This window comes from Pseudomonas sp. Xaverov 83, from assembly GCF_019352905.1.
Taxonomy (GTDB): domain Bacteria; phylum Pseudomonadota; class Gammaproteobacteria; order Pseudomonadales; family Pseudomonadaceae; genus Aquipseudomonas; species Aquipseudomonas yamanorum.
This window is the reverse complement of the sequence record NZ_JAAAFU010000072.1, coordinates 132,194-157,153: the sequence shown is the minus strand read 5'-3', so window position 1 is coordinate 157,153 and position 24,960 is coordinate 132,194. Positions and strand designations below refer to the sequence as shown.

General features: G+C 62.1%; 23 protein-coding genes. 10 read left to right on the top strand and 13 right to left on the bottom strand.

Going from position 1 to position 24,960, the window contains the following annotated elements:
• Positions 1-259: 259 nt before the first annotated feature.
• The gene (locus K0H47_RS20855; protein WP_219273550.1) at positions 260-1,891 is read right to left on the bottom strand and encodes an AMP-binding protein; all 1,632 of its coding nucleotides are present in this window, start codon (positions 1,889-1,891) and stop codon (positions 260-262) included.
• Positions 1,892-2,037: 146 nt separating this feature from the next.
• On the opposite strand from K0H47_RS20855, the gene K0H47_RS20850 reads away from it, so the two are divergent.
• The 4 genes from K0H47_RS20850 to K0H47_RS20835 are packed head-to-tail and all read left to right on the top strand — an operon-like array spanning position 2,038 to position 7,579.
• Positions 2,038-3,201, top strand: coding sequence for an isovaleryl-CoA dehydrogenase (locus K0H47_RS20850; protein WP_219273549.1), 1,164 nt, complete (start codon positions 2,038-2,040; stop codon positions 3,199-3,201).
• Positions 3,202-3,215: 14 nt separating this feature from the next.
• A complete protein-coding gene (locus K0H47_RS20845) occupies positions 3,216-4,823 on the top strand; it encodes a carboxyl transferase domain-containing protein (RefSeq protein ID WP_219273548.1) in 1,608 nt (535 codons plus the stop codon).
• Between the two features lie 15 nt (positions 4,824-4,838).
• A complete protein-coding gene (locus K0H47_RS20840; RefSeq protein WP_093208040.1) occupies positions 4,839-5,645 on the top strand; it encodes a gamma-carboxygeranoyl-CoA hydratase in 807 nt (268 codons plus the stop codon).
• The gene (locus K0H47_RS20835; protein WP_219273547.1) at positions 5,642-7,579 is read left to right on the top strand and encodes an acetyl/propionyl/methylcrotonyl-CoA carboxylase subunit alpha; all 1,938 of its coding nucleotides are present in this window, start codon (positions 5,642-5,644) and stop codon (positions 7,577-7,579) included. Before K0H47_RS20840 ends, K0H47_RS20835 begins: the two co-directional genes overlap by 4 nt.
• On the opposite strand, the gene K0H47_RS20830 is transcribed toward K0H47_RS20835, so the two are convergent.
• Positions 7,576-8,223 carry a LexA family transcriptional regulator gene (locus tag K0H47_RS20830; protein WP_219273546.1) on the bottom strand — a complete coding sequence of 216 codons (648 nt, stop codon included), beginning with the start codon at positions 8,221-8,223 and terminating at the stop codon, positions 7,576-7,578. The genes K0H47_RS20835 and K0H47_RS20830 overlap by 4 nt on opposite strands.
• A gap of 130 nt (positions 8,224-8,353) precedes the next feature.
• On the opposite strand from K0H47_RS20830, the gene K0H47_RS20825 reads away from it, so the two are divergent.
• Positions 8,354-8,716 carry a DUF6124 family protein gene (locus K0H47_RS20825; RefSeq protein WP_063028656.1) on the top strand — a complete coding sequence of 121 codons (363 nt, stop codon included), beginning with the start codon at positions 8,354-8,356 and terminating at the stop codon, positions 8,714-8,716.
• A gap of 466 nt (positions 8,717-9,182) precedes the next feature.
• Positions 9,183-10,334: a carboxypeptidase family protein gene (locus K0H47_RS20820; RefSeq protein ID WP_177026928.1), complete on the top strand. Its 1,152-nt coding sequence runs from the start codon at positions 9,183-9,185 to the stop codon at positions 10,332-10,334.
• Positions 10,335-10,388: 54 nt separating this feature from the next.
• Here the strand turns inward: K0H47_RS20820 and K0H47_RS20815 are convergent, their stop codons facing one another.
• Positions 10,389-10,928, bottom strand: a complete 540-nt coding sequence (locus K0H47_RS20815) for a cytochrome b (protein WP_219273545.1) — start codon at positions 10,926-10,928, stop codon at positions 10,389-10,391.
• The gene (locus K0H47_RS20810) at positions 10,925-12,007 is read right to left on the bottom strand and encodes a catalase family peroxidase (RefSeq protein ID WP_219273544.1); all 1,083 of its coding nucleotides are present in this window, start codon (positions 12,005-12,007) and stop codon (positions 10,925-10,927) included. The genes K0H47_RS20815 and K0H47_RS20810 overlap by 4 nt, the downstream gene beginning before the upstream one ends.
• Positions 12,008-12,178: 171 nt before the next feature.
• Between K0H47_RS20810 and K0H47_RS20805 the strand changes: the two genes are divergently transcribed.
• Positions 12,179-12,685, top strand: coding sequence for a sigma-70 family RNA polymerase sigma factor (locus K0H47_RS20805; protein ID WP_167663100.1), 507 nt, complete (start codon positions 12,179-12,181; stop codon positions 12,683-12,685).
• Complete coding sequence (locus K0H47_RS20800) at positions 12,682-13,434, top strand: anti-sigma factor (protein WP_003212454.1); 753 nt, start codon at positions 12,682-12,684, stop codon at positions 13,432-13,434. Before K0H47_RS20805 ends, K0H47_RS20800 begins: the two co-directional genes overlap by 4 nt.
• On the opposite strand, the gene K0H47_RS20795 is transcribed toward K0H47_RS20800, so the two are convergent.
• Genes K0H47_RS20795 through K0H47_RS20765 form a run of 7 tightly spaced genes read right to left on the bottom strand, consistent with a single transcriptional unit; the run spans position 13,431 to position 19,765 of the window.
• Positions 13,431-14,414, bottom strand: coding sequence for a spore coat protein U domain-containing protein (locus K0H47_RS20795; RefSeq protein ID WP_373568929.1), 984 nt, complete (start codon positions 14,412-14,414; stop codon positions 13,431-13,433). The genes K0H47_RS20800 and K0H47_RS20795 overlap by 4 nt on opposite strands.
• A 16-nt stretch (positions 14,415-14,430) precedes the next feature.
• Positions 14,431-16,824 carry a fimbria/pilus outer membrane usher protein gene (locus tag K0H47_RS20790; protein WP_063028644.1) on the bottom strand — a complete coding sequence of 798 codons (2,394 nt, stop codon included), beginning with the start codon at positions 16,822-16,824 and terminating at the stop codon, positions 14,431-14,433.
• A gap of 41 nt (positions 16,825-16,865) precedes the next feature.
• Positions 16,866-17,651 carry a molecular chaperone gene (locus K0H47_RS20785; RefSeq protein WP_063028642.1) on the bottom strand — a complete coding sequence of 262 codons (786 nt, stop codon included), beginning with the start codon at positions 17,649-17,651 and terminating at the stop codon, positions 16,866-16,868.
• Positions 17,652-17,677: 26 nt separating this feature from the next.
• The gene (locus tag K0H47_RS20780) at positions 17,678-18,178 is read right to left on the bottom strand and encodes a spore coat U domain-containing protein (protein WP_063028640.1); all 501 of its coding nucleotides are present in this window, start codon (positions 18,176-18,178) and stop codon (positions 17,678-17,680) included.
• Positions 18,179-18,182: 4 nt separating this feature from the next.
• Entirely contained in the window at positions 18,183-18,719 is a 537-nt protein-coding gene (locus tag K0H47_RS20775; protein ID WP_063033935.1) for a spore coat protein U domain-containing protein, read from the bottom strand.
• An 18-nt stretch (positions 18,720-18,737) separates the two neighbouring features.
• Positions 18,738-19,280 carry a spore coat protein U domain-containing protein gene (locus K0H47_RS20770; protein ID WP_219273543.1) on the bottom strand — a complete coding sequence of 181 codons (543 nt, stop codon included), beginning with the start codon at positions 19,278-19,280 and terminating at the stop codon, positions 18,738-18,740.
• Positions 19,274-19,765: a spore coat U domain-containing protein gene (locus K0H47_RS20765; RefSeq protein ID WP_219273551.1), complete on the bottom strand. Its 492-nt coding sequence runs from the start codon at positions 19,763-19,765 to the stop codon at positions 19,274-19,276. The genes K0H47_RS20770 and K0H47_RS20765 overlap by 7 nt, the downstream gene beginning before the upstream one ends.
• A gap of 229 nt (positions 19,766-19,994) precedes the next feature.
• On the opposite strand from K0H47_RS20765, the gene zapE reads away from it, so the two are divergent.
• Positions 19,995-21,110 carry a cell division protein ZapE gene (zapE, locus tag K0H47_RS20760; RefSeq protein WP_219273542.1) on the top strand — a complete coding sequence of 372 codons (1,116 nt, stop codon included), beginning with the start codon at positions 19,995-19,997 and terminating at the stop codon, positions 21,108-21,110.
• Between the two features lie 10 nt (positions 21,111-21,120).
• Complete coding sequence (locus tag K0H47_RS20755) at positions 21,121-22,443, top strand: leucine-rich repeat-containing protein kinase family protein (protein WP_219273541.1); 1,323 nt, start codon at positions 21,121-21,123, stop codon at positions 22,441-22,443.
• A 123-nt stretch (positions 22,444-22,566) separates the two neighbouring features.
• On the opposite strand, the gene K0H47_RS20750 is transcribed toward K0H47_RS20755, so the two are convergent.
• Positions 22,567-23,274, bottom strand: coding sequence for a YebC/PmpR family DNA-binding transcriptional regulator (locus tag K0H47_RS20750; protein ID WP_008431478.1), 708 nt, complete (start codon positions 23,272-23,274; stop codon positions 22,567-22,569).
• A gap of 109 nt (positions 23,275-23,383) precedes the next feature.
• The gene (locus K0H47_RS20745; RefSeq protein WP_093208018.1) at positions 23,384-24,697 is read right to left on the bottom strand and encodes an MFS transporter; all 1,314 of its coding nucleotides are present in this window, start codon (positions 24,695-24,697) and stop codon (positions 23,384-23,386) included.
• Positions 24,698-24,960: the final 263 nt, after the last annotated feature.

Below are 24,960 nucleotides of genomic sequence, written 5' to 3'. Positions count from 1 at the left end.
CCCAATAAGCCCGAGGCCGAACGCAGGTATTGCGGAGCGGGTAAACCGGCAGGACGCCGGTTTAGCCGCGACGGGCCATGGATGGCCCGTCGCGGCGGCCCGCGGAGTAATGCCGGAGTGAACACCGAGCCTAGGCGAGGTGCCGACAGGCGGGGCAGAGCCCTTTGCTTACTTTGGGGCTTTTCCAAAGTGAGTCGCTGTAAGAGCGAAACCATAGGTAGCCGTTACCTAAATAACGGATATACACCCAGAGCCCCCCTCACCCCTCCTTCAACTCTTCAATCATAATTTCCCGCATCCGAAACTTCTGAATCTTCCCCGTCACCGTCATCGGAAACTCATCCACAAATTTAAAATGCTTGGGCATCTTGAAGTGCGCAATCCGCCCCTTGCACCACGTCTGCAGCTCAAGCTCATTAGCCACATGCCCCGGATGAAACTTGATCCACGCCACAATCGCCTCACCATAGCGCTCATCCGGAATCCCGATCACCTGCACATCCGCCACCGCCGGATGAGTAAAGAAAAACTCCTCCAACTCCCGCGGGTAAACGTTCTCGCCACCACGAATGATCATGTCCTTGTTACGCCCGGCGATGCACACATACCCATGTTCATCCATGGTCGCCAGGTCGCCGGTGTGCATCCAGCCCGCCTCGTCGATAGCCTCACGAGTGCTGTCAGGATTGTTCCAGTAACCCAGCATCACACTGTAGCCACGGGTACACAGCTCACCTATCTGGCCCCGCGCAACCGTGTTACCCGCCTCGTCGATGATCTTGCTTTCCAGCTGTGGCTGGGTACGACCGACGGTGGTCACCCGCCGCTCAAGGTCGTCATCCGGCCCGGTCTGCAACGACACCGGGCTGGTTTCAGTCATGCCATAGGCAATCTGCACCTCACTCATGTGCATCTCGCTGATGACCCGGCGCATCACTTCGATCGGGCAGGTGGCGCCGGCCATGATCCCGGTACGCAGGTGCGACAGATCGAATTCAGCGCGGCGCGGGTGATCAAGCATGGCGATAAACATCGTGGGCACGCCGTAAAGCCCGGTGGCCTGTTCTTCGGCGACGGCGCTCAGGGTCAGCAGGGGGTCGAAACCGTCATTCGGGTAGATCATTGTGGTGCCATGGGTGATACAGCCCAGGTTGCCCATCACCATGCCGAAGCAGTGGTACAGCGGCACCGGGATCACCAGGCGGTCTTGGGCGGTCAGGCCCAGACTTTCGCCAACCATGTAGCCGTTATTGAGGATGTTGTGGTGACTGAGGGTGGCGCCTTTGGGAAAGCCGGTGGTGCCGGAGGTGTACTGGATGTTGACGGGTTGATCGAAGTGCAGGCTGGCCTGGCGGGTTTGCAGTTGCTCGGGCGGAGTGCCAGCGCCGAGCGCCGCCAATTGCGACCAGGGCGTGAACCCTGGGGGCGGGCTGGGATCGAGGCTGACGATGCCGCGCAGGTCGGGCTTCAATTCCTGCAGCATGCCGTGGTAATCGGAGGCCTTGAACGACTCGGCGCACACCAGCCACTGGCAACCGGACTGCTTGAGTACGTACTCCAGTTCACTGCTGCGATACGCCGGGTTGATGTTGACCAGAATCACGCCGAGCTTGGCGCTGGCGATCTGGCTGATGCACCACTCGGCGCAATTCGGGGCCCAGATGCCCAGGCGGTCGCCGGCTTGCATCCCCATGGCCAGGAACGCACGTGCATGCAAATCAACCGTCTCTGCCAGTTGCCGCCAAGTATAGCGACGCTGTTGATGGCGCACGACCAACGCTTCGCCGTCGGGGTAGCGCGAAACCGTTTGATCAAAGGCTTGGCCGATAGTCATGGCCAGCAAGGCCTTGTCCTGAGAGCCACGGCTGTAGCTCTGATTCGATTGATCCATAACGACCCCTGTTGTCTTTTTTGTAGGTTGACGTAAACGTAAACTACGATTGACAGGCCTGCAACGCAAGCTTACGTTAACGTAAAGGTGATCGCCCTCCCCGGGCGCATTGGCCACACAAAAACAACGTTAGAAGGTGCCCGTCCATGAGTTACCCCTCCCTGAACTTCGCCCTCGGTGAAACCATCGACATGCTGCGCGACCAGGTGCAGTCCTTCGTGGCCAAGGAGCTGGCGCCACGGGCTACGCAGATCGATATCGACAACCTGTTCCCCGCCGACATGTGGCGCAAATTCGGCGACATGGGCCTGCTGGGCATCACCGTGCCGGAAGAATACGGCGGCGCCGGCCTGGGCTACCTGGCCCACGTGGTGGCCATGGAAGAGATCAGCCGGGGTTCGGCTTCGGTGGCGTTGTCCTACGGCGCCCACTCCAACCTCTGCGTCAACCAGATCAACCGCAACGGCACCCACGAACAAAAACTCAAGTACCTGCCCAAGCTGATCAGCGGTGAACACATCGGCGCCCTGGCCATGAGCGAACCGAACGCCGGTTCCGACGTGGTCTCCATGAAGCTGCGCGCCGACAAACGCGGCAGTATGTATGTGCTCAACGGCAGCAAGACCTGGATCACCAACGGCCCCGACGCCAACACCTACGTGATCTACGCCAAGACGGACCTCGAAAAAGGTGCCCACGGCATCACCGCGTTTATCGTCGAGCGCGACTCGAAAGGCTTCAGCCGCAGCAACAAGTTCGACAAGCTCGGCATGCGCGGCTCCAACACCTGTGAGCTGTTTTTCGATGACGTCGAAGTGCCGGAAGAAAACATCCTCGGCGCGCTGAATGGCGGCGTGAAAGTGCTGATGAGCGGCCTTGATTACGAACGCGTGGTGCTCTCCGGGGGCCCGACCGGGATCATGCAGGCGTGCATGGATTTGATCGTGCCCTACATCCACGACCGCAAGCAGTTCGGCCAGAGCATCGGCGAGTTCCAGCTGATCCAGGGCAAGGTCGCCGACATGTACACCCAACTCAACGCCAGCCGCGCCTACCTGTACGCGGTGGCCCAGGCCTGCGAACGCGGCGAAACCACGCGCAAGGACGCCGCCGGGGTGATCCTGTACAGCGCCGAACGTGCTACCCAGATGGCCCTCGACGCGATCCAGATTCTCGGCGGCAATGGCTATATCAATGAATTCCCGGCGGGCCGCCTGCTGCGTGACGCCAAGCTGTATGAAATCGGCGCCGGCACCAGTGAGATCCGGCGCATGTTGATCGGTCGCGAACTGTTTAACGAAACCCGCTGAACGGAGCGCGCACCATGGCTACCCTGCACACCCAGCTCAACCCGCGCTCGGCGGAATTCGCCGCCAACAGCGCGGCGATGCTCCAACAGGTCGACGCCCTGCACAGCCTGCTCGCCCAAGTGCAGCAAGGCGGCGGCGCCAAGGCTCAGGAGCGGCATACATCCCGAGGCAAACTGTTGCCCCGCGAGCGGATCAATCGCTTGCTCGATCCTGGCTCGCCGTTCCTTGAACTCAGCCAACTGGCCGCTTACCAGGTGTATGGCGAAGACGTGCCGGCGGCCGGGGTGATTGCCGGGATTGGTCGGGTGGAAGGCGTCGAGTGCATGATCGTCGCCAACGACGCCACGGTGAAAGGCGGTTCGTACTACCCGCTGACAGTCAAAAAACACCTGCGCGCCCAGACCATCGCCGAGCAGAACCGTTTGCCGTGCATCTACCTGGTGGACTCCGGCGGCGCCAACCTGCCGCGCCAGGATGAAGTGTTCCCGGACCGCGAGCACTTCGGGCGGATCTTCTTCAACCAGGCCAACATGAGCGCCCAGGGCATCCCGCAGATCGCGGTGGTGATGGGTTCCTGCACCGCCGGTGGCGCCTATGTGCCGGCGATGGCGGACGAAGCAATCATGGTTCGCCAGCAAGCCACCATCTTCCTCGCCGGCCCGCCGCTGGTGAAGGCGGCGACCGGTGAAGTGGTCAGCGCCGAAGACCTGGGCGGTGCCGATGTGCACTGCAAGATTTCCGGGGTGGCCGACCACTATGCCGACAGCGACGAACATGCGCTGGCCCTGGCCCGGCGCAGTGTGGCCAACCTCAACTGGCGCAAGCTGGGGCACTTGCAACAACGCACGCCGCTGGCGCCGCTTTATAGCAGCGAAGAGCTGTACGGCGTGATCCCGGCCGACGCCAAGCAACCGTTCGACGTGCGCGAAGTGATCGCGCGGCTGGTGGACGGCTCGGTGTTCGATGAATTCAAGGCACTGTTCGGCACCACCCTGGTGTGCGGCTTTGCGCACCTGCACGGCTACCCGATTGCGATCCTGGCCAACAACGGCATTCTCTTCGCCGAGGCTGCGCAAAAAGGAGCGCACTTTATCGAGCTGGCCTGTCAACGCGGGATTCCGCTGCTGTTCCTGCAAAACATCACCGGTTTCATGGTCGGCCAGAAATACGAAGCCGGCGGCATTGCCAAGCACGGCGCCAAACTGGTCACGGCGGTGGCCTGCGCCAAGGTGCCGAAATTCACCGTGATCATCGGCGGCAGCTTCGGCGCCGGTAATTACGGCATGTGTGGCCGCGCCTACGACCCGCGCTTCTTGTGGATGTGGCCCAACGCACGCATCGGCGTAATGGGCGCCGAACAGGCGGCCGGCGTGCTGGTACAGGTCAAGCGTGAGCAGGCCGAGCGCACGGGCCAGGGTTTCAGCAGCGACGAGGAAACGGCGATCAAGCAGCCGATACTCGACCAGTACGAAACTCAGGGCCACCCCTACTACTCCAGCGCACGACTGTGGGACGACGGCGTCATCGATCCGTTGCAGACCCGCTACGTGCTGGCCCTGGCCTTGTCCGCTTCGCTGAACGCCCCCATCGAGCCGAGCCGCTTCGGCGTGTTCCGCATGTAAATGGAGCTGCACCCCATGACCGATTTCAACACCCTCGAACTGATCACCGACCCCCGTGGTTTTGCCACCCTGTGGCTCAGTCGTGAAGCCAAGAACAACGCGTTCAACGCCGAAATGATCCGCGAATTGATCATTGCCCTGGACCAGGTGCAAGGCGACCCGGCCCTGCGCTTCCTGGTACTGCGCGGGCGCGGCAAACACTTCAGCGCCGGTGCCGACCTGGCCTGGATGCAGCAGTCGGCCGAGCTGGATTACCACACCAACCTGGACGATGCCCGTGAACTGGCGGAGCTGATGTACAACCTCGCCAAGCTGAAGATCCCGACGCTGGCGGTGGTTCAGGGCGCGGCCTACGGCGGGGCCCTCGGGTTGATCAGTTGCTGCGACATGGCAATTGGTGCCGATGATGCGCAATTCTGCCTGTCGGAAGTACGCATTGGTCTGGCGCCGGCGGTGATCAGCCCATTCGTGGTACAGGCGATCGGTGAGCGGGCTGCCCGCCGCTATGCCCTGACGGCGGAGCGCTTTGGCGGTCAGCGGGCGCGGGAAATCGGTTTGCTGGCGGAAAGTTATCCCGCTGATGATTTGGACGTACACGTCGAATTGTGGATTGCCAATCTGCTGCTCAACAGCCCGGCGGCCATGCGCGCCAGCAAGGACCTGCTACGGGAAGTCGGCCATGGCGCCCTGACGCCGGCGTTGCGTCGCTATTGCGAAAACTCCATCGCCCGGATCCGCGTCAGCGCCGAAGGCCAGGAAGGCCTGCGCGCCTTTCTGCAAAAACGCGCGCCCAACTGGCAGCCTCAGGAGCCGCGTTCATGAAGACGCTTACCACTGTATTGGTGGCCAATCGCGGTGAAATCGCTTGCCGTGTCATGCGCACCGCCAAGGCCATGGGCTTGACCACCGTGGCCGTGCACAGCGCCACGGACCGCGACGCACGGCATGCCCGCGAGGCGGATATTCGTGTGGACCTGGGCGGCAGCAAGGCCGCCGACAGTTACCTGCAAATCGACAAGCTGATCGCCGCAGCCCAGTCCAGCGGCGCCCAGGCAATTCACCCGGGTTATGGGTTTCTCTCCGAGAATGCCGGTTTCGCCCGCGCCATCGAAGCGGCCGGGCTGATCTTCCTCGGGCCGCCCGCCTCGGCCATTGATGCCATGGGCAGCAAGTCTGCAGCCAAGGCGTTGATGGAGACCGCCGGCGTACCGCTGGTACCCGGTTACCACGGCGACGCCCAGGACCTGGAGACCTTCCGTCAGGCGGCCGAGCGCATCGGTTACCCGGTGCTGCTCAAGGCGACGGCGGGCGGTGGCGGCAAGGGCATGAAAGTGGTCGAAGACGTCAGTCAGTTGGCCGAAGCGTTGGCCTCGGCACAGCGTGAAGCACTTTCATCCTTTGGCAACGCGCAGATGCTGGTGGAGAAGTACCTGCTCAAGCCGCGCCACGTGGAAATCCAGGTGTTCGCCGACCAGCACGGTCATTGCCTGTACCTCAACGAACGCGATTGTTCGATCCAGCGCCGCCATCAAAAAGTCGTGGAAGAAGCCCCGGCGCCCGGCCTGAGCGCCGAACAGCGCAAGGCCATGGGCGAAGCAGCGGTGCGGGCCGCCCAGGCCATCGGATACGTGGGCGCGGGCACCGTGGAGTTTCTGCTGGACGCACGGGGCGAGTTTTTCTTCATGGAAATGAATACCCGGCTGCAGGTGGAACACCCGGTGACCGAAGCCATCACCGGCCTGGACCTGGTGGCCTGGCAGATCCGCGTGGCCCAGGGCGAGCCGCTGCCAATGACTCAGGAGCAAGTGCCGCTGCTGGGGCATGCGATAGAAGTGCGCCTGTACGCCGAAGACCCGGCCAACGATTTCCTGCCGGCCACCGGGCACCTGGCGCTGTACCGCGAATCCACGCCAGGTCCGGGGCGACGAGTGGACAGCGGTGTCGAGCAAGGCGACAGCGTCTCACCGTTCTACGACCCGATGCTGGGCAAGCTGATTGCCTGGGGCGAGGACCGCGAGCAAGCGCGCCTGCGGCTGCTGGGCATGCTCGATGAGTTTGCCGTGGGCGGGCTGAAAACCAATCTGGGCTTTTTGCGGCGCATCATCGGCCATCCGGCGTTTGCCGCTGCCGAGCTGGATACCGGGTTTATCCCGCGTTATCAGGATGAGCTGCTACCTGTGCCAGGCGAGTTGAGCGATGAGTTCTGGCAAGCAGCCGGCCAGGCGTTCATGCAGACCCAACCGCTCAATGACGCCCGTTCACCGTGGGCAGATACCCACGGCTTTCGCGCCGGTTTGCCGGCCGAGGTTTCCCTGCATTTGAGCTGCAGCGGCCAGGATCGCCTGGTGACGTTGCAAGCTGGCGTCAACCCGCCACAGTTGCATGGCGAACAGTTGCTGATCGACCAGCAAGGTGTGCGCCGTTCCCATCTGGCGGTACGCGAGGGCGGCAGTGTGTTTTTGCGTTGGGATGGCGAGGTGCATAGCGTCAGCCTGTTCGACCCGATTGCCGTCGTAGACGCCAGCCAGTCCCATCAGGGCGGCCTGACCGCACCGATGAATGGCAGCATCGTGCGGGTGCTGGTGGAGGTCGGGCAATCGGTTGAAGCCGGTACGCAGTTGGTGGTGCTGGAAGCCATGAAGATGGAACACAGCATCCGCGCGCCCCATGCCGGAGTGGTCAAGGCGCTGTATTGCCAGGAAGGGGAAATGGTCGGCGAAGGCAGCGCACTGGTGGAGCTGGAAGCCGCGAGCTAAAACCTCGTGACCGCCTGCACCACCACGCCGATGATCCGGCATTCTTCGCTGAAGAGCATTTTCGGGTAGGTCGGGTTGAGCGGTACCAGGTAAAGCTGGCCGCTTTGCTTCACCAGTTTGCGCAAGGTCGCCTGGGGATTGAATGCCCATTGGGCCACCACCAATTTTCCGGGCTCGGCCTTGATGCCCGGGTCCACGAGAACCATCATGCCCTCGATGATGCTCAAGCCGCTGGGGGCAGCCATGGCATCGCCAATCACCCGCATCCAGAATGCCTTGCCACGGGCGTGGTAGTCGCTCATCTGGAAACGAGTCGCGCCATATGGCCGAGGTTCTTCCTGCAAGGGGTACCCTCCCTTCCCTTCGCTCACCGGGTAACGGTAATTCGGGTTGTAGTGCGGCGTCAGTTCCAGTTCCTCAGGAGATGGCGCAACCGCCTTTTCGCGGACCACCAGCGCCACCTCGAGGTCATCCAGGCCCAGCTCCTGCATCACCCGGTTCATGTCAGCCAGGCTCGGCACCCGACGCTTGTTCAGCCAATGGCCGACCCCGCCCTGGGACATGCCCAAGCGCGACGCCAGTTGATCCTGTGTGACCTTGCGGTCTTTCATGCTGGCCTTGACCAACGCTATCCACTTATCCATGGGGCCTGACAATACGTTGTGTACTCCCAACGACAATAAACAGTTTGTAGTAATCAATAAAACGCCATAAATACGATTAGTACTAATATCGGTTGCAGGCTTTCGACATCCACCCAGAGCACCGACCTTTATGACGACAACCCCATATTCCCTGCCCGAAATCTGCGATGAAGACGAGCTGCTGTTCATGCGCAGCAGTGGCGCCGCCCAACGCGCGCTGGACTATTACCTGAAAGAGGACGGTACGCCGCCCTCCGTTGACGACACCTTGTTCGAGGTCAAGCCCGGCATCAGCGACGAGGAAGCCCTGGTCCACGCTTCCGACCTGCTGCGTAGCGCGGCGGCCACTGCGTACGAATCGGCAAACAGCGCCCACGGCAATAGCCGGGACCTGGCATTTTCAGTGGTCTATTTGATTGATATGGCGAAGGTGATGGTGGAGCGGTCGCTGCGGCTTTCGGCAAGGGACACCGAACACCCGGCCAGGATGTAGCAGACACAAAGGAAAAATATTTCTATCGGACGGATAAAAACATTTGACTTGCAAATGATAATGATTATTATTGGACCCAGCTGATCGCGAGATCAGTCGATAGACCAAGAGACCTTAGGTCGGACTCTTGGAATATCTCCTCATCAGGCTAATCACGGTTTTTGACCCGGCTCTTTGGCCGGGTCTTTTTTTTGCCAGTTTTTCCTGGCGTGGCTTCAGGCTAATGAAGACTGTGTGTTGCTTGATGGCGCGCATGGTAGCAAAAGACTATCGCCCAATGAAAGTCGATCGAGCGCTCTAGGCCGGTTCTTTCAAAAATAGCACTTGAGAATCAATCTCATAGATCCTAAGCTGCTGCAGCGTCAAGGAGGACGCCCCCTCTTTCCCCTGCAAAAATTGCATCCAGGCTTTACCCCGCTCCGGTGTAAAATGCCCGCCACAACACTCATATTCAGGCAACCAGACTATGACCGTGGCCTTGACCTCTATCAAGATCAGCACCGACTTCGACAGCGGCAATATTCAGGTACTCGATGCCAGTGATGCCCACCAGTTGCTGCTGGCCATCAAGCCCGATACGCGCAGCCAGCACTTCCAGTGGTTCCACTTCAAGGCCGAAGGCATGCATGTGGGGCACACCCACACTTTCCGCCTGAGCAACGCGGGCCATTCTTCCTACAAGCACGCCTGGAGCGGCTACAACGCAGTGGTGTCCTACGACCATATCAACTGGTTCCGGGTGCCCACCCGCTTTGATGGCGAGACGCTGCACATCACCCTCGAAACCCGCGAAAAACAAGCCTGGTTCGCCTACTTCGAACCCTACAGCCGCGAGCGCCACAACTGGCTGATCGACCAGGCGCTGAACCGCGCTGGCACGCAATTGCTGGCCACCGGCAAAAGTGCCGAAGGCCGGGATATCCAACTGCTGCGCCGTGGCAAAGGCGAGGCCAATAAGCGCAAGGTCTGGATCATCGCCCAGCAACATCCCGGCGAGCATATGGCCGAATGGTTTATGGAAGGCATCATCGAGCGCCTGCAGCAGGACGGAGACGCCGAGCTGAAAAAGCTCCTGGCCGCCGCTGACCTGTACCTGGTGCCGAACATGAATCCCGATGGCGCCTTCCATGGCCATCTGCGCACCAACGCCATGGGCCAGGACCTCAACCGCGCCTGGCAGAACGCTAGCCAGGAGATCAGTCCCGAAGTGCTGTTCGTCCAGGAGCAAATGGAAAAATACGGCGTTGACCTGTTCCTGGATATCCACGGCGACGAGGAAATCCCCTACGTGTTCACCGCCGGTTGTGAAGGTAACCCCGGCTACACGCCGCGCATCGAGCAGTTGGAGAAACACTTCCGCAGCCACTTGAGCGGCCTCACCCGGGACTTCCAGACCGTTCACGGCTACACCCGCGACCTGCCGGGCGAAGCCAACATGACCTTGGCGTGCAACAGCGTCGGCGAGAAGTTCGATTGCCTGTCCCTGACCCTGGAAATGCCCTTCAAGGACAACGACGACGCGCCCAACCCGCACACTGGCTGGTCGGGTAAACGCTCGATGCAGTTGGGCAAGGATGTGTTGAGCAGCGTGGCGGATATCGTCAGCGTACTGCGCTAGGAATCCACCCTCCCGGCGACGGCTGCACCACGGCAGTCGTCGCCGGGCAAGGCTTCAGTCCTTGCTGCCGGTCATGCTTTGCAGCACGCCGTCACGCCGGATCAAACCGTGGAACAGCGCCGCCGCCAGGTGCAGCAGCACCGTCAGAAACAGCAAATACGCCAGATAACCGTGAGCCTTGCGCAACACCGCAAACAGTGGCGCATTCGCCCCCACCAGCGCCGGCAACTGCACCGAACTGCTGAGCATCACCGGATCGCCGGCCGCCGAAATCATCGCCCAACCCAGCAGCGGCAACACCAGCATCAACGCATACAGCACCACATGGGAGGCCTTGGCCGCCAACGCTTGCCACAGCGGCAAGTCCGCCGGAAGCGGCGGCTGACGGGTTGAAAACCGTACCACCAAGCGCACGATCACCAGTGCCAGGATCGCAATCCCCAGCGGCTTGTGCAGGTGGATCAGCCACTCATGACGTTCCGATACCGAGGCCACCATGCCCGCGCCGATAAACAGCATGGCGATGATCATCAACGCCATCAGCCAGTGCAGCAGGCGCGCCAGCGGGGCGAAAAACCGAGGTTGGACATTCATGGCTTCGACTCCTGAGGGGCGCTGTGCAACTGGCTGACTTCGCTGGTGCGACGCAGGTAGGAACTGGCGTACGCCGCCGAACGGGCGGCCAGCAGTGGGTCATTCGAAGCTTCAATACCGCTCGGCAAAACCAGTGGATCAAAGTTGATGTCGCGGCAATCACCGTCCATTTGCGGCTCGCTGCTTTCCAGCACTAGCGTCCCGGCATTCAGCACCTTGTGCTCGCCGGCCCAGGTCTTGCTGGCATCATCCACCGGGTCTCCCGGGTTGGCCAGGGTGACGTTCAACTGCCAGCGCAACGGCCCGGCCACCAGACGCTGGGCCAGGTCTTTTTCGAGGAAATCGCTGCCGGCAGGCGCCGTGGCCCCCGCGGCATCCTGGCTTTGTGGCACGACGCCCCAGCGCACGGCCTGGCGTTGACCGCTGGCGTTTACCAGGTAGAACGCGTTGATGCCGTTATAGGTTTCGGTGGCGTAGCTGGCAGACGGCTTGGCAGTCTTCACCCAGGCCAGGAACGGCGCGGTCTCGGGGTGCGAAGCGAAGAACGCCGGCATACCCGCCGGGTTCGGCTTGCCGGTGGCCGGGTCAGGTGCGCCGGCCTTGAGCATCTCAAAGAAGGCCTCGGGCGTGCCCACCGGGAACACCGGCATGCTGTTCATCCCGGTGCGCCATTGCTGGCCGTTTGCCAAGCTGAATTGCAAGGCAAAGCTGCGGATCGGCACGCTGCTGTCCGGTGCATACGGGTTGCCGCTGGGCAGCGCAAAACGCCCGATGATCGGTGTACGCGCCTCGCTGAATACCTGGGCACTGGAGTACTGGCGCGCCTCGGGGCTGCTCTCGAAATAACCGGCCACGCACACGCCCTTGGCATGGTTGCGACGGTAGCCAGGGTGCAAACCATTGTTGGTTTCCAGGGCGTTGACCAAGGTTTTGGGGCGCAACCGCTGTGGGTCGAGGCTACCGTTGACGTAGGCAAACGCCCCGGCCACAACCGCAACCACCACGCCGATGCTGGCCAACCGAATTATCAGGCTTGCGGTGCTCAGCGGCGGACGGGGCGGTGATGAGTGATCTACCATGAAATAACTCCAGGGCCAGGGGCCTTGAGTGGGTGAAACATAAGGTCGGAACACTTGGGACGAACGCCAGCGCACTCTATTCCCTGGCCTGCTGTTTATTTTTATCGGCCTGGAATAACCTTCAACGCCGGACGTCTTCCTAGTCCCAGCGTAGTGACTAGCCAGAATCCCATGCACGAACTCGACGAACAGTTACGTGAACTCATCCCCAGACTGCGGCGATTTGCCGTGTCCCTGACGCGTAACAGCAGCAGCGCCGATGACCTGGTGCAGGCGAGCCTTGAACGGGCGATCATCAGTTGGGCCGACAAACGCCTCGAAGGCGACTTGCGCGCCTGGCTGTTCTCGATCCTCTACCGGCAGTTTCTCGATGCCCATCGACGCTCCCGGCGGTACACGCGCATGTTGGAATTTTTCACCGGCCGCGATGATTCGCAGCCGTCGGTCGAGCGCACGGTCATCGCGCAATCGACCCTGCAAGCCTTCGATAAGTTGAACACCGAACAGCGCGCCCTGCTGCTGTGGGTTTCGGTGGAAGGCTTGAGCTACAAAGAAGTCGCCGACATCCTTGAGGTGCCCCTGGGCACCGTGATGTCTCGCCTGTCCCGTGCGCGCCAGGCCCTGCGCCAGCTCAGCGACGGCGAAATCACCAGCCCTGCCCTGCGGATACTCAAATGATCAGCCTGCCTCCCAGCGAACGCGATTTGCATGCCTACGTCGATCACCAGCTCTTGGACGCTGACCGCCGCCAACTCGAAACCTGGCTGGCGGCCCACCCGGACGTCGCCGCCCAGGTGCACGCCTGGCAACAGGACGCGCAGCATCTGCGGGCATCGTTGAGCGGCGCACTGCAACAGCCCGCCAACCCCGAGCTGGACCCTGCCCTGATTCGCCAGCGGGTCAAGCGCCAGTCACGCCGCCATCTCGCAACCGCCGCCATGCTGTTGATTGCTGTCAGTGTCGGCGGCCTCGGTGGCTGGCAGGCCCGCCAGGCCACCCTTCTCGAGAGCATGGCGCCCATGAGCGACGCGATGCAGGCCTACCGCCTGTTTGCCCAGGACGGCATCTTGCCCGCCGACTACCACGTGCAAAGCGGTGGCGACATGCAAGGCTGGCTCGACCGTTACTTCAACCAGGCCTACCGCCTGCCGGACCTGAGCCAGGCCGGGTTCAAGGCGGTCAGCGGGCGCCTGCTCAGCACCGAACAGGGTGCAGCGGCCATGGTGCTGTATGAAGACCCTCAAGGGCGACGCATCAGTTTCTATATCCGTCCGCCAGGCCCGGAAAACAAATTCCTGCCCCGTGGCAGCCGCAGTGCTGACGGGCTGCAGGCCGAATACTGGTCAGGCGCGGGCTACAACTATGCGATGGTCAGCCCGCAAGACCCGTCGACCACGCAAATGCTCAAGCAGACGATGCGGTTCTAGAAGGCCACATCCAGCACCACGTTATCGACGTAGGTGCCGGCCGGCGGTGTGGTCTGGTTGGTATAGATCGCGGCGTTGTAGTTGAACACCTGGCTACCGGTACCCAAGCCATTCCCGGGATTCACCTCAGCCGTGGAGCTGGCGCGCCGGGCGGTGCTCACGCTGCCCCAACGGGTGGTGGTGGCGCTTTTGAAAATGTCGTAATTCAGGAAATTGCTGCCAGACACCATCCGCCGCTGCCCACCCACACTCACCGGGTTCTGGCCATCGCTGATGCCCACGGTGTAGGCGCTGCCCTTGGTGCAGGCAATGGTGGCCTGCCCGTTCACGCTGGAAAAACCACTGACTACCGGCGCACTGCCGAAGGCGATGTTGGGTGCAGAGATTGTGCAGTCGTTGGCCACGGTCATGCTGACGGTCAGGGAAGCCGTGCCACTGCCGGTGTCCCGTATGACACAGAGAGAACCCACACCGAGGACCGAGCAATAATTCCAGGTCCAGGCAATGCTTAGTGTCTCAGTGTAAAGGCCGGCCGCCACATTGCTGCCGATGATGGAACTCAGATAAAGCGGCACGGTTTTCGTGCCTGGCCCGGATACCAGGCCCAGGCTTTGGGCGATGCCGGTGGCGCCGAAATCGAATTGGGTACCACGGGTGATCGGGTAACTGGTGCTGTTATTGCCGTAGATCGTATAGCTGATGATATCCCCAGTGGGGCCGACCATGCCGCTGGTGGCCGACGTGATGGTTGCATAGAAGTGATCATTGGCTGCCAGCAACGAGATCAGCGTGGCCCCACAATTCAAGCCGGCATTGGTGGTGGAACTGGTCTGGGGAGCGGTGCGCACCGTCATCGAACTGATCGAGCCAAAGCCGGCCGGCGAGGTGGTTCCCGGCACCGAGCACGCGGCCATCACCTGTGTCGAAAAGCCCAGCCCCGCCAGCACCAGCAGCCCCACTATGCATTCCTTGCCCCGCACACCCACACTCCTTATCTCATTGGCAAACCAGCGGCCCGATCAGCGGCACCTGTGCTTCGTTGATATCCAGATCGAACGTTGCCTGGCAGGAACGGCCCTCACCCACAGTGACTTGCAAGGTGTTGTGGGCCGCCAGGTTCTCCAGGTACACCAGGCCATCCCAACCCACCACTGCCCGCGCCCCGGTTTGCTCGTGGCGCACCTGGCTGCCCAGGGGCAACTCCTGATGCTGGGCATCCACCAGGGTGATACTGGCCGCGATCACCCGGCGCACCGGGAACTCCAGCAAATAGCCGCTGCCGCGACGTACCGCCACCCGCTGCTCGACATTCGGGGTCTGCACGTCGACCGGCAGGTTCAGCGGGTCGATTTCATACTTGCCGCGGTAATAAGCGCTGCTCCACGGCACCAGCAGATGCCCGTTGCGATCGGTTTCACCCACTAGCTGGTTTTCGTAAAGCACCGGCACCCCGGCATAACCGTCAGTGCTCACCACCACAAACGCGTCATTCACCCGATTAGCCGCGAACACTTGCTTGTCCATCCACACCAACGAGCCACTGGCATCCGCCCAGCGTGTCTCGGCGTCGCTGCTGCCATAGACGCCCGCCTGCAATTGCACCGACTGCATGCGCCAGGTCAGGTCAGCCTGGCGGTAAGCCGGCCCGTCGCCGCTGGCATACCCCAGGTTGTAGCCCACGCCGCCCTCGGACGGCACCGCCCGGCTGTAGTTGACCCGCTGGCGACTCTCGCCCGCCTGGCTGCGCTCGTTGCTCAGGGCCAGGCTGCCGTAGACGTCGAACGGAATCACCAACTGCGCCTGCATGGCCCAGTTGCTGTCGCCGACCTCACGGTTGGCCGACAGGTAGAAACTGGTGTTGCGCCACAACTGCTTGCTCCACGTCAGGTTCAACAGCCGGGTGCGGGAGTCATCGGCCGCCTGCACATCGAAATAGCCAGCACCGATGCTGCCGAAATCGTTGAGGTTCAGGCTCAGGGTCACCTGCTCGCTGCGCTTGCTAAGGCTCGCATAAGGAGTGTCGACCAGGGTCAGGTCGGCGTACTGGTCGCGGCGCTCTACCCGTTGGTAAGACAGGCTATAGCGCTGGTTGCTGTATTGATAACCGAAGCTCAGTTGCTGGCCGGTCTCGCCGTCAAACTGGCTTTGGCTGAGGGCCGTGTTGAGCACCCCGAAGTTGCCCAGCCGCACGTTGCCGCCGAGCCCGCCCAGGGTCAGGTCGCCTGCGGCTTCGGCATGGCTTTCCAGGGTGAAGTAGTCCGATACCCCGTAACGAAACGTGCCGCTGGCCACACCGGCGCCGTAGCCAAAATCCCGAAGGGTGTAGTCCCGGCGCAAATTACCGGCCGCTACCGAAAAGTCCGACAGGCCTTTTTGCAATAACGTACTGGTGACGTAGAACGGCACCGTGGTTGAAACCTGCCGACCCAACGCATCGGTGGTGACTACCACGGCTTCGCCGGCACCGTTGATAAACGGCACGTTGGTCAGGGTGTAAGGGCCCGGCTGCAGGTCGGCACTGCTGGATTTGTAGCCGTTGATAAACAGGTCCACCGACGACGGCACCGCCGCCTCCCCGGCAAACTGCGGCAAGGGGTAAGTCACCAGGTCCGGGCGTACGCCGAAATCTCGCGATACCTGCACCCCGCCCAGGCGCACCGAGCTGCTCCACGGCAACGCGCCGCTGATCACATCGCCCGCCTCGTAGGTCAGCAGGCGTTCATCGTCGGAAAAGCGCCAGGTGGTGTCATAGCGCCGGTAGCCATTGTCCAGGGTACTGCCGCTGGTCTGGCCACCAAAGGTGGTGCGGTACTGGCCGGTATTGGACAGCGTGCCCCACGTGTCGAACAGCCGCACTTCGTTGAAGATCCCCAGGTAAGTGCCGGCATCGTCGGTGTCATTCAAGTAGGCATCGTAGTTGAGCAACGCACCAAAACTGGTGAGCGCCTGGGTGCGCGGGTAGTTATCGCGGTTGCCGATGAACTGCGCCGGCAACCATGCCGGCGGTACCGTCAGCATCAGGCGCTGGCCCTGGCTGTCGTAATCGGTGTGCAGGCCGGGCACGTGGTCCAGCGCGACTTCGCTGGTGATGTCGGCCGGCAGTTTCATGCCGATATCCCGCAAGGTGGCCGCCGGCACAAACAGGCCGCCGGCACGCTGATCCACGGCGACCACCCGGCCGGTGTCCATCTGGTTGACCACCAATTCAAGGAACAACTGTGCATCGGCCACAGCCTCCATGTTGCTGGGGGGCGGCGGCAACGGAGCGGCCACGCCAAGCGGCGCAAGCGCCAGGCCAGACAGGCCGCCCACCACCCACACCGATCGCCATCGACTACGAGCCTGCTCAAGGCTCACCAAGGCATTGTGTCCATCAATGGACATCTCCATCCGTTAAGACCAAGGGCGACTCCATGCCCTATTCCATTGCGTTACCGTCCCGGTGCAAGGTTCTCCAGTTGCGTTGCGCCATTGACTCGTACCTGCAACGGCTGGTCGCCGGCTACACCTTCCGGCACCGGCCAACGCATGGTTGCGCCCGGCAGCACGTAGCCCAGCAAGCCGTCCACCAGCGGCCGGGTTTGCCCGCCCTGCTTGAACGCCACGTCGGTCAGCCGCGCATGCACTGCGCCCTGGTTGCGCATCTCCACATAGTTGCGCCCGCCCACCGTGACTTTCTTCCAGCTCAGGTCAGGTTTGCCCGCGCCCTTGGGGTCGCGCTGGCGGGTCGCGTCGTCCTTGCTCCACAGGCCTGCGCCGTAGGCGAACAAGGGCACCGAATAGCGCATTTGAAAGCGGATCGCGGCGGCCGTCTTGCCATCGGCGGCAGGCGTTTCAGGAACGGCGCCAGGAATTTCGTCGATGATGATTCGATACGCCAGCTCCTGGCCCGGCGGTATTTCGCGGGTGCGGGTCAGGCGCACCAGTTGCTTCTGCCCCGGCTCGATCTTCGCCACCGGCGGGCTGCCGATCACGTCACGCTGGTTCTGGTACTGCTCGTCAAACCCGCCCTGGCTCCAGGCAAATACCCGGATCTGCAAATTGGCGGTCTCCGTACCGCGATTCTCCAACCACAAGGCGCTGGCCTGTTGATCGGCCTCCAGTACCGGATCAATGGGCCAGATCAGCACCGAGCTGGCCGCCTGGGCCTGCCCCGCGCCCAACGCCGCCAAGCCAATAACACCCGCAACCCAATACCACCGGGAAGCTGCAAACATAGAGTCCACTCCTCATGCCAATCGCCTTACCAGGACAGCTGCACCTGCAGCACGTCGCTGTACGTCCCCCCAGGCTGGTTACCCGGTAACACCACCCGGCCGTAAATCGGCAGGGTTATATTGTTTGCGTTGCTATAGGCCACGCTGACGCTCTGGCTGATCCCCAGGCTCTGACTGAACGCCGCGTCCCGAAACAGCTGATACGCGACTTGGGCACTGCCGCTATTGAGCTGCATGTGCCGCCCACTGACGTTGTGCAAACCACCATCCACGGTCATGTTCAAGGTGACTCCCGGCGTGCACTGCAGCGTCACCCCGCCGCTCAGCGCCACCGACACCGTGCTGGTGGACAACGATGAGTAGCTGCCGAACGCCAGGCTGCCGTAATTCGTGCCACCGCCCACCACCAGGCAGCCTGCGGCAATCGTCGCGCTGACCTGGATGGTCTGGCTGGTCACGGCCAGCAACGACAACGGCATTCCCCAACCCGTAATGACCGCCAGCGCCGCCCAGCAGGCCCGTTTCATGGCATTAGAACGTCAGTTGCACGGACACCGTATCGGTATAGGTACCCGCCGGCAGTCCCGCCTTGCCCACGGCCTGGCCGTAGATATTCACGGTTTGCGCAACGCCCGTGCTCGCGCCCACGTTGATGGTGCCGTTGATGGCCAGGAGCGTTGAATGCCCGGAGTCGGTGTAAAAGTCATACGGCACATAATTGGCCACGCCGTCATACAGCGCCCGGGTGCCGCCGGTGGACTGGCCGTCATGGGACCCGGCGCCCACGGTGATCACCGGCGAGGTACCCGAAGAACACTGGATCGACAGTGCGCCGCCGCCGCCGCCCAGCACTTGGCCGGACTGGGTGGTGAACTGGCTGTTGGTGGTGCCGAAATTGATCGTACCGAAGTTCAAACCGGTGGTACCGCCCACGCCGTTGACCAGGCAGCTGTTGGTCAGGATCAGCGTGGAGCTGATCTGCCCGGTCACGGTGGTGGCTGCCTGGATGCCCGATACCCACACCAGCGCCACCAATGGAAAAACTGCTTTCGATACAAGTGCATGCATGATGTCCATCCTCATGTTTTACCAATCCAGAGTCACCGTCAGGGTGTCTGTGTAGATGCCGGCCGGTAAGGCCCTGGTATTCGCCACCACCGAGCCGAATACCGGGATCGGTACCTGAGCGCCCTTGGTCACGACGAAATTGCGTTGCTGGCCGATGCTGTAGGTGCTCCGGCCTGCGGGGTCGGCCGACAGCCGATACGGTATGGTTTGCCGGCCATTGCTCAAGCGCCGGGTGACGCCGTCACCATGGGCGCCGCCGTCGATGGTCACGGTGAAACTGCTCACCACCGACGGGTTGCAGGACACCGCCAGCGCCGCCTTGTCGCCATCGCTGATGCCGGCGCCCAGGCCCTTGTCCCAGGTGGGCCCGTGGCTGCCGAAATCCAGCAAGGCCGAGCCGCCATCCGGGCTCACCGGCGCGCTTTCGGTGCCCTTGCTTACCTGGCAACTGGCGGTGATCACCAGCCGTGCATGAATCTGCCCGGCCACCGCCGCCTGGGCGTCCTCGGCCAGCAGCAACAGGCCGCCCAGCGCGATGCAGGCCAGGGCGCGGCTTACCATGTCACCGTCACTTTGAGCAGGTCGGAATAACGCCCTACGGCGGGAATGTCCTTGAGCGGTTCGATGCGCCCGTAAAGTGGCAAGTCCACCGTGCCGGAGTCGGGCACGCGGCCGCTCACCGGCACGTCCACGGCCAAGGGGATGCGGCGCGCGGCGTCGGCATAAATTCGGTAGGGAATGGGTTTGATCGAAGGGGCGGCGGCGCCCAGGTAACGCACTTCGCCGACGCCGCCATGCAGGCCGCCGTCGACGCGCATCTGATACGGCGTGTCCGGGTTGCACTCCAGGCGTGGCTGGCGCTGGCTGATCAAGGCTGCACTCAACGGGCCAGCCGGGTCATCCAGGCGGGAGCCGCTGCCAAAATCCAGCACGCCGAGCTGCTCGATACCGGCCTCACGCGTGGTGCCGACCAACTGGCAACCGCGCTGCACGTCGATGCGCACCTCAACCTGGAGCTGTGCACCATAAACCGTGTTGCAGAGCATCGCGCTCATGATTGCCAAGACTGCTTGTCCCTTCACTGCCCCAAATCCTTATACAGGGGTGACCGCTGTGTATGAGGTTAGTCACTTGAGGGGAATCCGCCAGTCAAGCCGTTGTTTTGGATCCATTCAGCCATGCCGTTTCCAGATAGCTGGCGGTGTGCTTCTCTATTGGTCAAACCGTAACCGGCGCTCTAAAGTGAGCGACCACCGACATACAGAGTGACTGACATTGGCTGCTTTACCGCCCCTGCTCAAACGGTTGCTGGGTAAACCTGCGGCGACCGACGCCGACCCCGGCATCGCGGCTTTTTTTCAAGGCAAGGCCCGGCAACAGGGCTATACCCTCAGCCCCAGCCAGTTGCAGGTCATCGAGGACATGGCCCGACAAACCGCCCACCTGCTGGCCGGGCGCCCCACCCGCAGCCTGTACCTGCACGGCGCCGTAGGCCGGGGCAAAAGCTGGCTGCTGGACGGTTTTTTCCAGGCACTGCCGGTTGCCGAGAAACAGCGCGTGCACTTCCACGACTTTTTCGCCCGCCTGCACCAGGGGATGTTTACCCATCGCCAGCAGCGCGATGCGCTGGCCGTGACCCTGGACAAGCTGCTCGAGGGTTGCCGCGTGCTGTGCTTCGACGAGTTTCATGTGCACGACATCGGCGACGCGATGCTGATCAGCCGCCTGTTCAAGGCGCTGTTCCGGCGCGGGGTGTGGGTGCTGGTGACCTCCAATTACCCGCCTGCCGGGTTGTTGCCGAATCCGTTGTACCACCAGCGATTCAAGCCGGTGATCGAGCTGATCAGTGCGCGCATGGACGTGATGGAAGTCAGTGCACCCCAGGATTATCGCGGCATGGCTCAGGCCCATGGCGATCAGCGCTTTACGGCAGGCCAGTTCGTCTGGCCCGGCACATCTGCGCAGCGCGAGGCCCTGGGCCTGCCGTCAGTGGATCACCCACCACTGAACCTGGCGGTGGGTGCCCGGCAACTGATTGCCCGCAGGCATCAGGGTCGCAGCATCGCCTTCAGCTTCAGCGACCTGTGCGAACAACCGACCGCGGTCATGGACTACCTGCAACTGTGCCGCGACTATGACCATTGGATCATCGATGGCCTGCCGCATCTGGCGGAGTGCCCGATTGCCACCCAGCAACGGTTCATCAATCTGGTAGACGTGCTCTACGACCAAGACAAACACTTAGTGCTGATCGGCGAACAGCCGCTGGAAAAATCCCTCAGTGGCCAGGCCATCGATTTGGCCCGCACCGCCAGCCGCCTCGGGCAGTTGCAGAAGATCGGCCCGCAACCCGCTATCATGAGCGCCATTCACGCCCCTATTGCCGAGTGACGCGCTGTTCATGGATACCCTTGCCCAACTCAAGGCCGGCCAATTGGCCGGCATCAAACGCCTGGACCTGCGCTGCGGGCTGACGGAGTTCCCCCGGGAAATCTTCGACCTGGCCGACTCCCTGGAAATCCTCAACCTCACCGGCAATGCCCTCAGTAGCCTGCCGGACGACCTGCACCGCCTGCCCCATTTGCGCGTGTTGTTCTGTTCGGAAAACGCTTTTACCGAACTGCCGGAATGCCTGGGCCAGTGTGCGCAGTTGAGCATGATCGGCTTCAAGTCGAACCAGATCAGCAGCGTCCCGGCGGCATCGCTGCCGCCCCTGCTGCGCTGGCTGATCCTCACCGATAACCGCATCAGCCAGTTGCCGAGGGAGCTGGGTGAACGGCCCTTGCTGCAAAAGCTGATGCTGGCCGGCAACCACCTGGAGCAGTTGCCGCAAAGCCTGGCCCAGTGCAAAAACCTCGAACTGATCCGCATCGCCTCCAACCGCCTGACCCGCTTGCCGGACTGGCTGCTGACCTTGCCGAGCCTGACCTGGCTGGCCTACGCCGGCAACCCGGTAGAGATGGCCGTGGAAGAGGCCCGGCATGACGCGACGCCAAACATTCCCTGGTCCGAGCTGGAATTGGGCGAAGTGTTGGGGGAAGGCGCTTCCGGAATCATCCGCAAAGCGTCCTGGACCTCGCCAAACGGGGCGGCCAAGGCGGTGGCGGTGAAACTCTATAAAGGCAGCATTACCAGTGACGGCTCGCCCCTGCACGAAATGCACGCCTGCATCGCCGCCGGGTTGCACGCCAACCTGATCAAGGTGGAAGGCCGAGTGGTCGAGCACCCCCAAGGCCAGGCGGCGCTGGTGATGCAATTGATCGAACCGAGCTACCGCAACCTCGCGGCCCTGCCGAGCCTGGCATCGTGCACCCGGGATATCTACGAGCCCACCACCCGTTTCAGCGCGGAGGTGGCGCTGCGCATGGCCCGGGGCATCGCTTCGGTGGCGGCGCACCTGCACGAGCAAGGCATCACCCACGGCGATCTGTACGGCCATAACATTCTGTGGAATGAAGCCGGTGAATGTTTGCTGGGGGACTTTGGTGCCGCGTCGTTTCACGCCACGGTCGACAGCCAGGAAACCCGCGCGTTGCAGCGTATAGAAGTGCGCGCGTTCGGCGTGTTGCTGGAGGAGTTGCTGGAAAGGATTGATACGGGATTGAGCGAGGAAAAGCGCGTGGCGCTGGAAGCCTTGCGGGATAACTGCTGCCAGCCGGAGGTGCTGGCCCGGCCTGGGTTCGAGGCAATCACAACCCTGTTGCAGTCTTCCACACTCCGCTAAACCCAATGTGGGAGCGGGCTTGCTCGCGAATACGGTGTGTCAGTCAATACATACTTGGCTGGTACACCGTATTCGCGAGCAAGCCCGCTCCCACATTTGGGCCGAGTTCACATCCGGTTAGAATTAACCCGCCAACCCGACGAACATGTCCTGCACGTCATCATGGTTGTCCAAGCCTTCCAGGAAGGCTTCGACTTCAGCCATCTGCTCATCGCTCAAACCGCTCACCGGGTTCTTCGCGATGTAGCCCAGCTTGGCCGACAACACGGTGAAACCCTGCTCCGGCAAGGCTTTCTGCACGGCGTCCAGGTCGGTGGTCTCGGTGATGAACAGGGTGGTGCCCTCTTCTTCGCCTTCTTCGAAATCCTGGGCACCGGCTTCAATCGCGGCCATTTCCGGATCGGCGTCCGGGCTGTCCGGCGACGCTTCGATCAGGCCCACATGGTTGAAGTCCCAGGCCACAGAGCCCGAAGCACCCAGTTGCCCCTTGCGGAACGCCACACGGATTTCCGCCACGGTGCGGTTGATGTTGTCGGTCACGCATTCAACGATCAGCGGCACCTGGTGCGGGGCAAAACCTTCGTAGGTCACACGGTGGTATTGCACGGTCTCACCGAGCAGACCGGCGCCTTTCTTGATCGCGCGTTCCAGGGTTTCCTTGGGCATCGAGGCCTTTTTGGCCTGCTCCACCACCAGGCGCAAATGTGCGTTGGTGGCAGTGTCGGCACCGTTGCGGGCGGCAATGGTGATCTCTTTCACCAGCTTGCCGAAGATCTTGCCCTTGGCATTGGATGCCGCTTCTTTATGTTTGACTTTCCACTGTGCGCCCATGACTCACTCTCTTCTGTCCATCGCGCCGAGACGTCTACTGGCCGGCGCTTTGGGGGCAGAGTTTATAGCGCTGAAACACTCTAATCCACCAAAAAACCGGCCATGCCCCTCAGGTCCGCAAGGGATTGATGGCGCGCTCACGGTCGGGCACGAAGTCGCCCACCTGCGCCAGCACCGCGGGCCTGGCGTTCCAGTACGGCATCAACACCAGCGAGGAAAACAGCGCGGCGCCGGCAAACACGATAAACACCGTGACCGTGTCGAAGTAGCCTGGCAACAAGCCGCCAAGAATCGCCCCCACCGAACCGCAGCCGTTGACGAACCCCGCCGCCGTCGCGCCGGCCTTGGCGGTGCCGAAGTCGATGGCGGCGGTGCTGCTGATCATCGAGTCCGGCCCATACAGGGTCAGGCCCATCACAAACAGCAACGCCATCACCAGCACCACGCTGCCGGTGTGCAAGGCGCCCATGAACAACGCCAGCGCCACCGTCAGCGCCAACAGGCTGAGGACACAGGCCGGCATGCGCCGGGCGCCGAACAGTTTGTCGGACGCCATCCCGATCATGATCGGCCCCAGCAACCCCGCCAGTTCGAACGCCGTGGGCACAATCGCTGCGCCGACCTTGCCCACCGAGGGCATCTGCTCATACACAATCACCGGCCCCCACAACAGGATCGCGTAACGCGCCGGTTTCAACAGAAAGTACGCCAGCCCCAGGGTCAACACCGTGCGGTTGCGCAAGATGGCCCGCAACGGCTCCAGCACACTGGCACTCTTTTCGGCAGCGGTCTGCTCCGGCTCGGGTTCCACCGCTGGCAATCCCACATCCTGTGGCGTGTTGCGCTGGAAAATGAAGAACAGCACCGCCACCACCGCGACCACGGCCGCACTTGAGATAAACGCTGCATGCCAGGTGCCGATCAGCGTATACGCCCACCAGCCGGCAAACGGCGACGCCACCAGGCCGCCGAAGGCGTAGCACGAACTCCATAGCCCCAGCACCCGCCCACGCTGCTGTGCCGGGAAGAAACTGCCAAGGTTCTTGCACAGCCCCGACCAGCCGGTGGACTGGGCCAGGCCCTGGATCAACATGCAGGTGACAAAGATCGGCAAGGTGGCAAACGTGCCCATCACCAGGGCGGCGGCGGCGGAAATCAGCAACCCGCCGAGTACCACCACACGCGGCCCGAAACGGTCGGCGAGCATGCCCCAGGTGAACTGGCCAACGGCGTAGGCCGCCAGGTAGATGCCATCCAGGTTGGCCATCATCATCTTGTCCAGCGGAAAACTCGGGTCGTCGACGATCCCCAGTTTGGCCACCGAAAAAGCTTTGCGGGTGAAATAGAAGGCCGCGTACGCCAGCCAGGTGATGGCGAAAATCTGCACGCGCCAACGCTTGATGTTACTCAAGGGAGTATTCATGGTGGTTCTGACCTCGGGTGTGAGTGTGCCGGCAGAATGAAAAGCAAACGCCTGTATTTTTATTGTTGAGCACTGCAGTACCGGCGCTTGGAAAGGCGCGGTATTGGTCAGATGAGTCCCGCTGGTAAGCACGGAGAAGACCCATGGCCGCCGAAGGTGTAGGACTCGACTTACGGCGACTGGGGGCTATCAAAGCAATGGCTGACTAATAGGTAAAATCGATTTATCGTATTTCAAATATAAGCTGAGCTTGTAAGAGGATT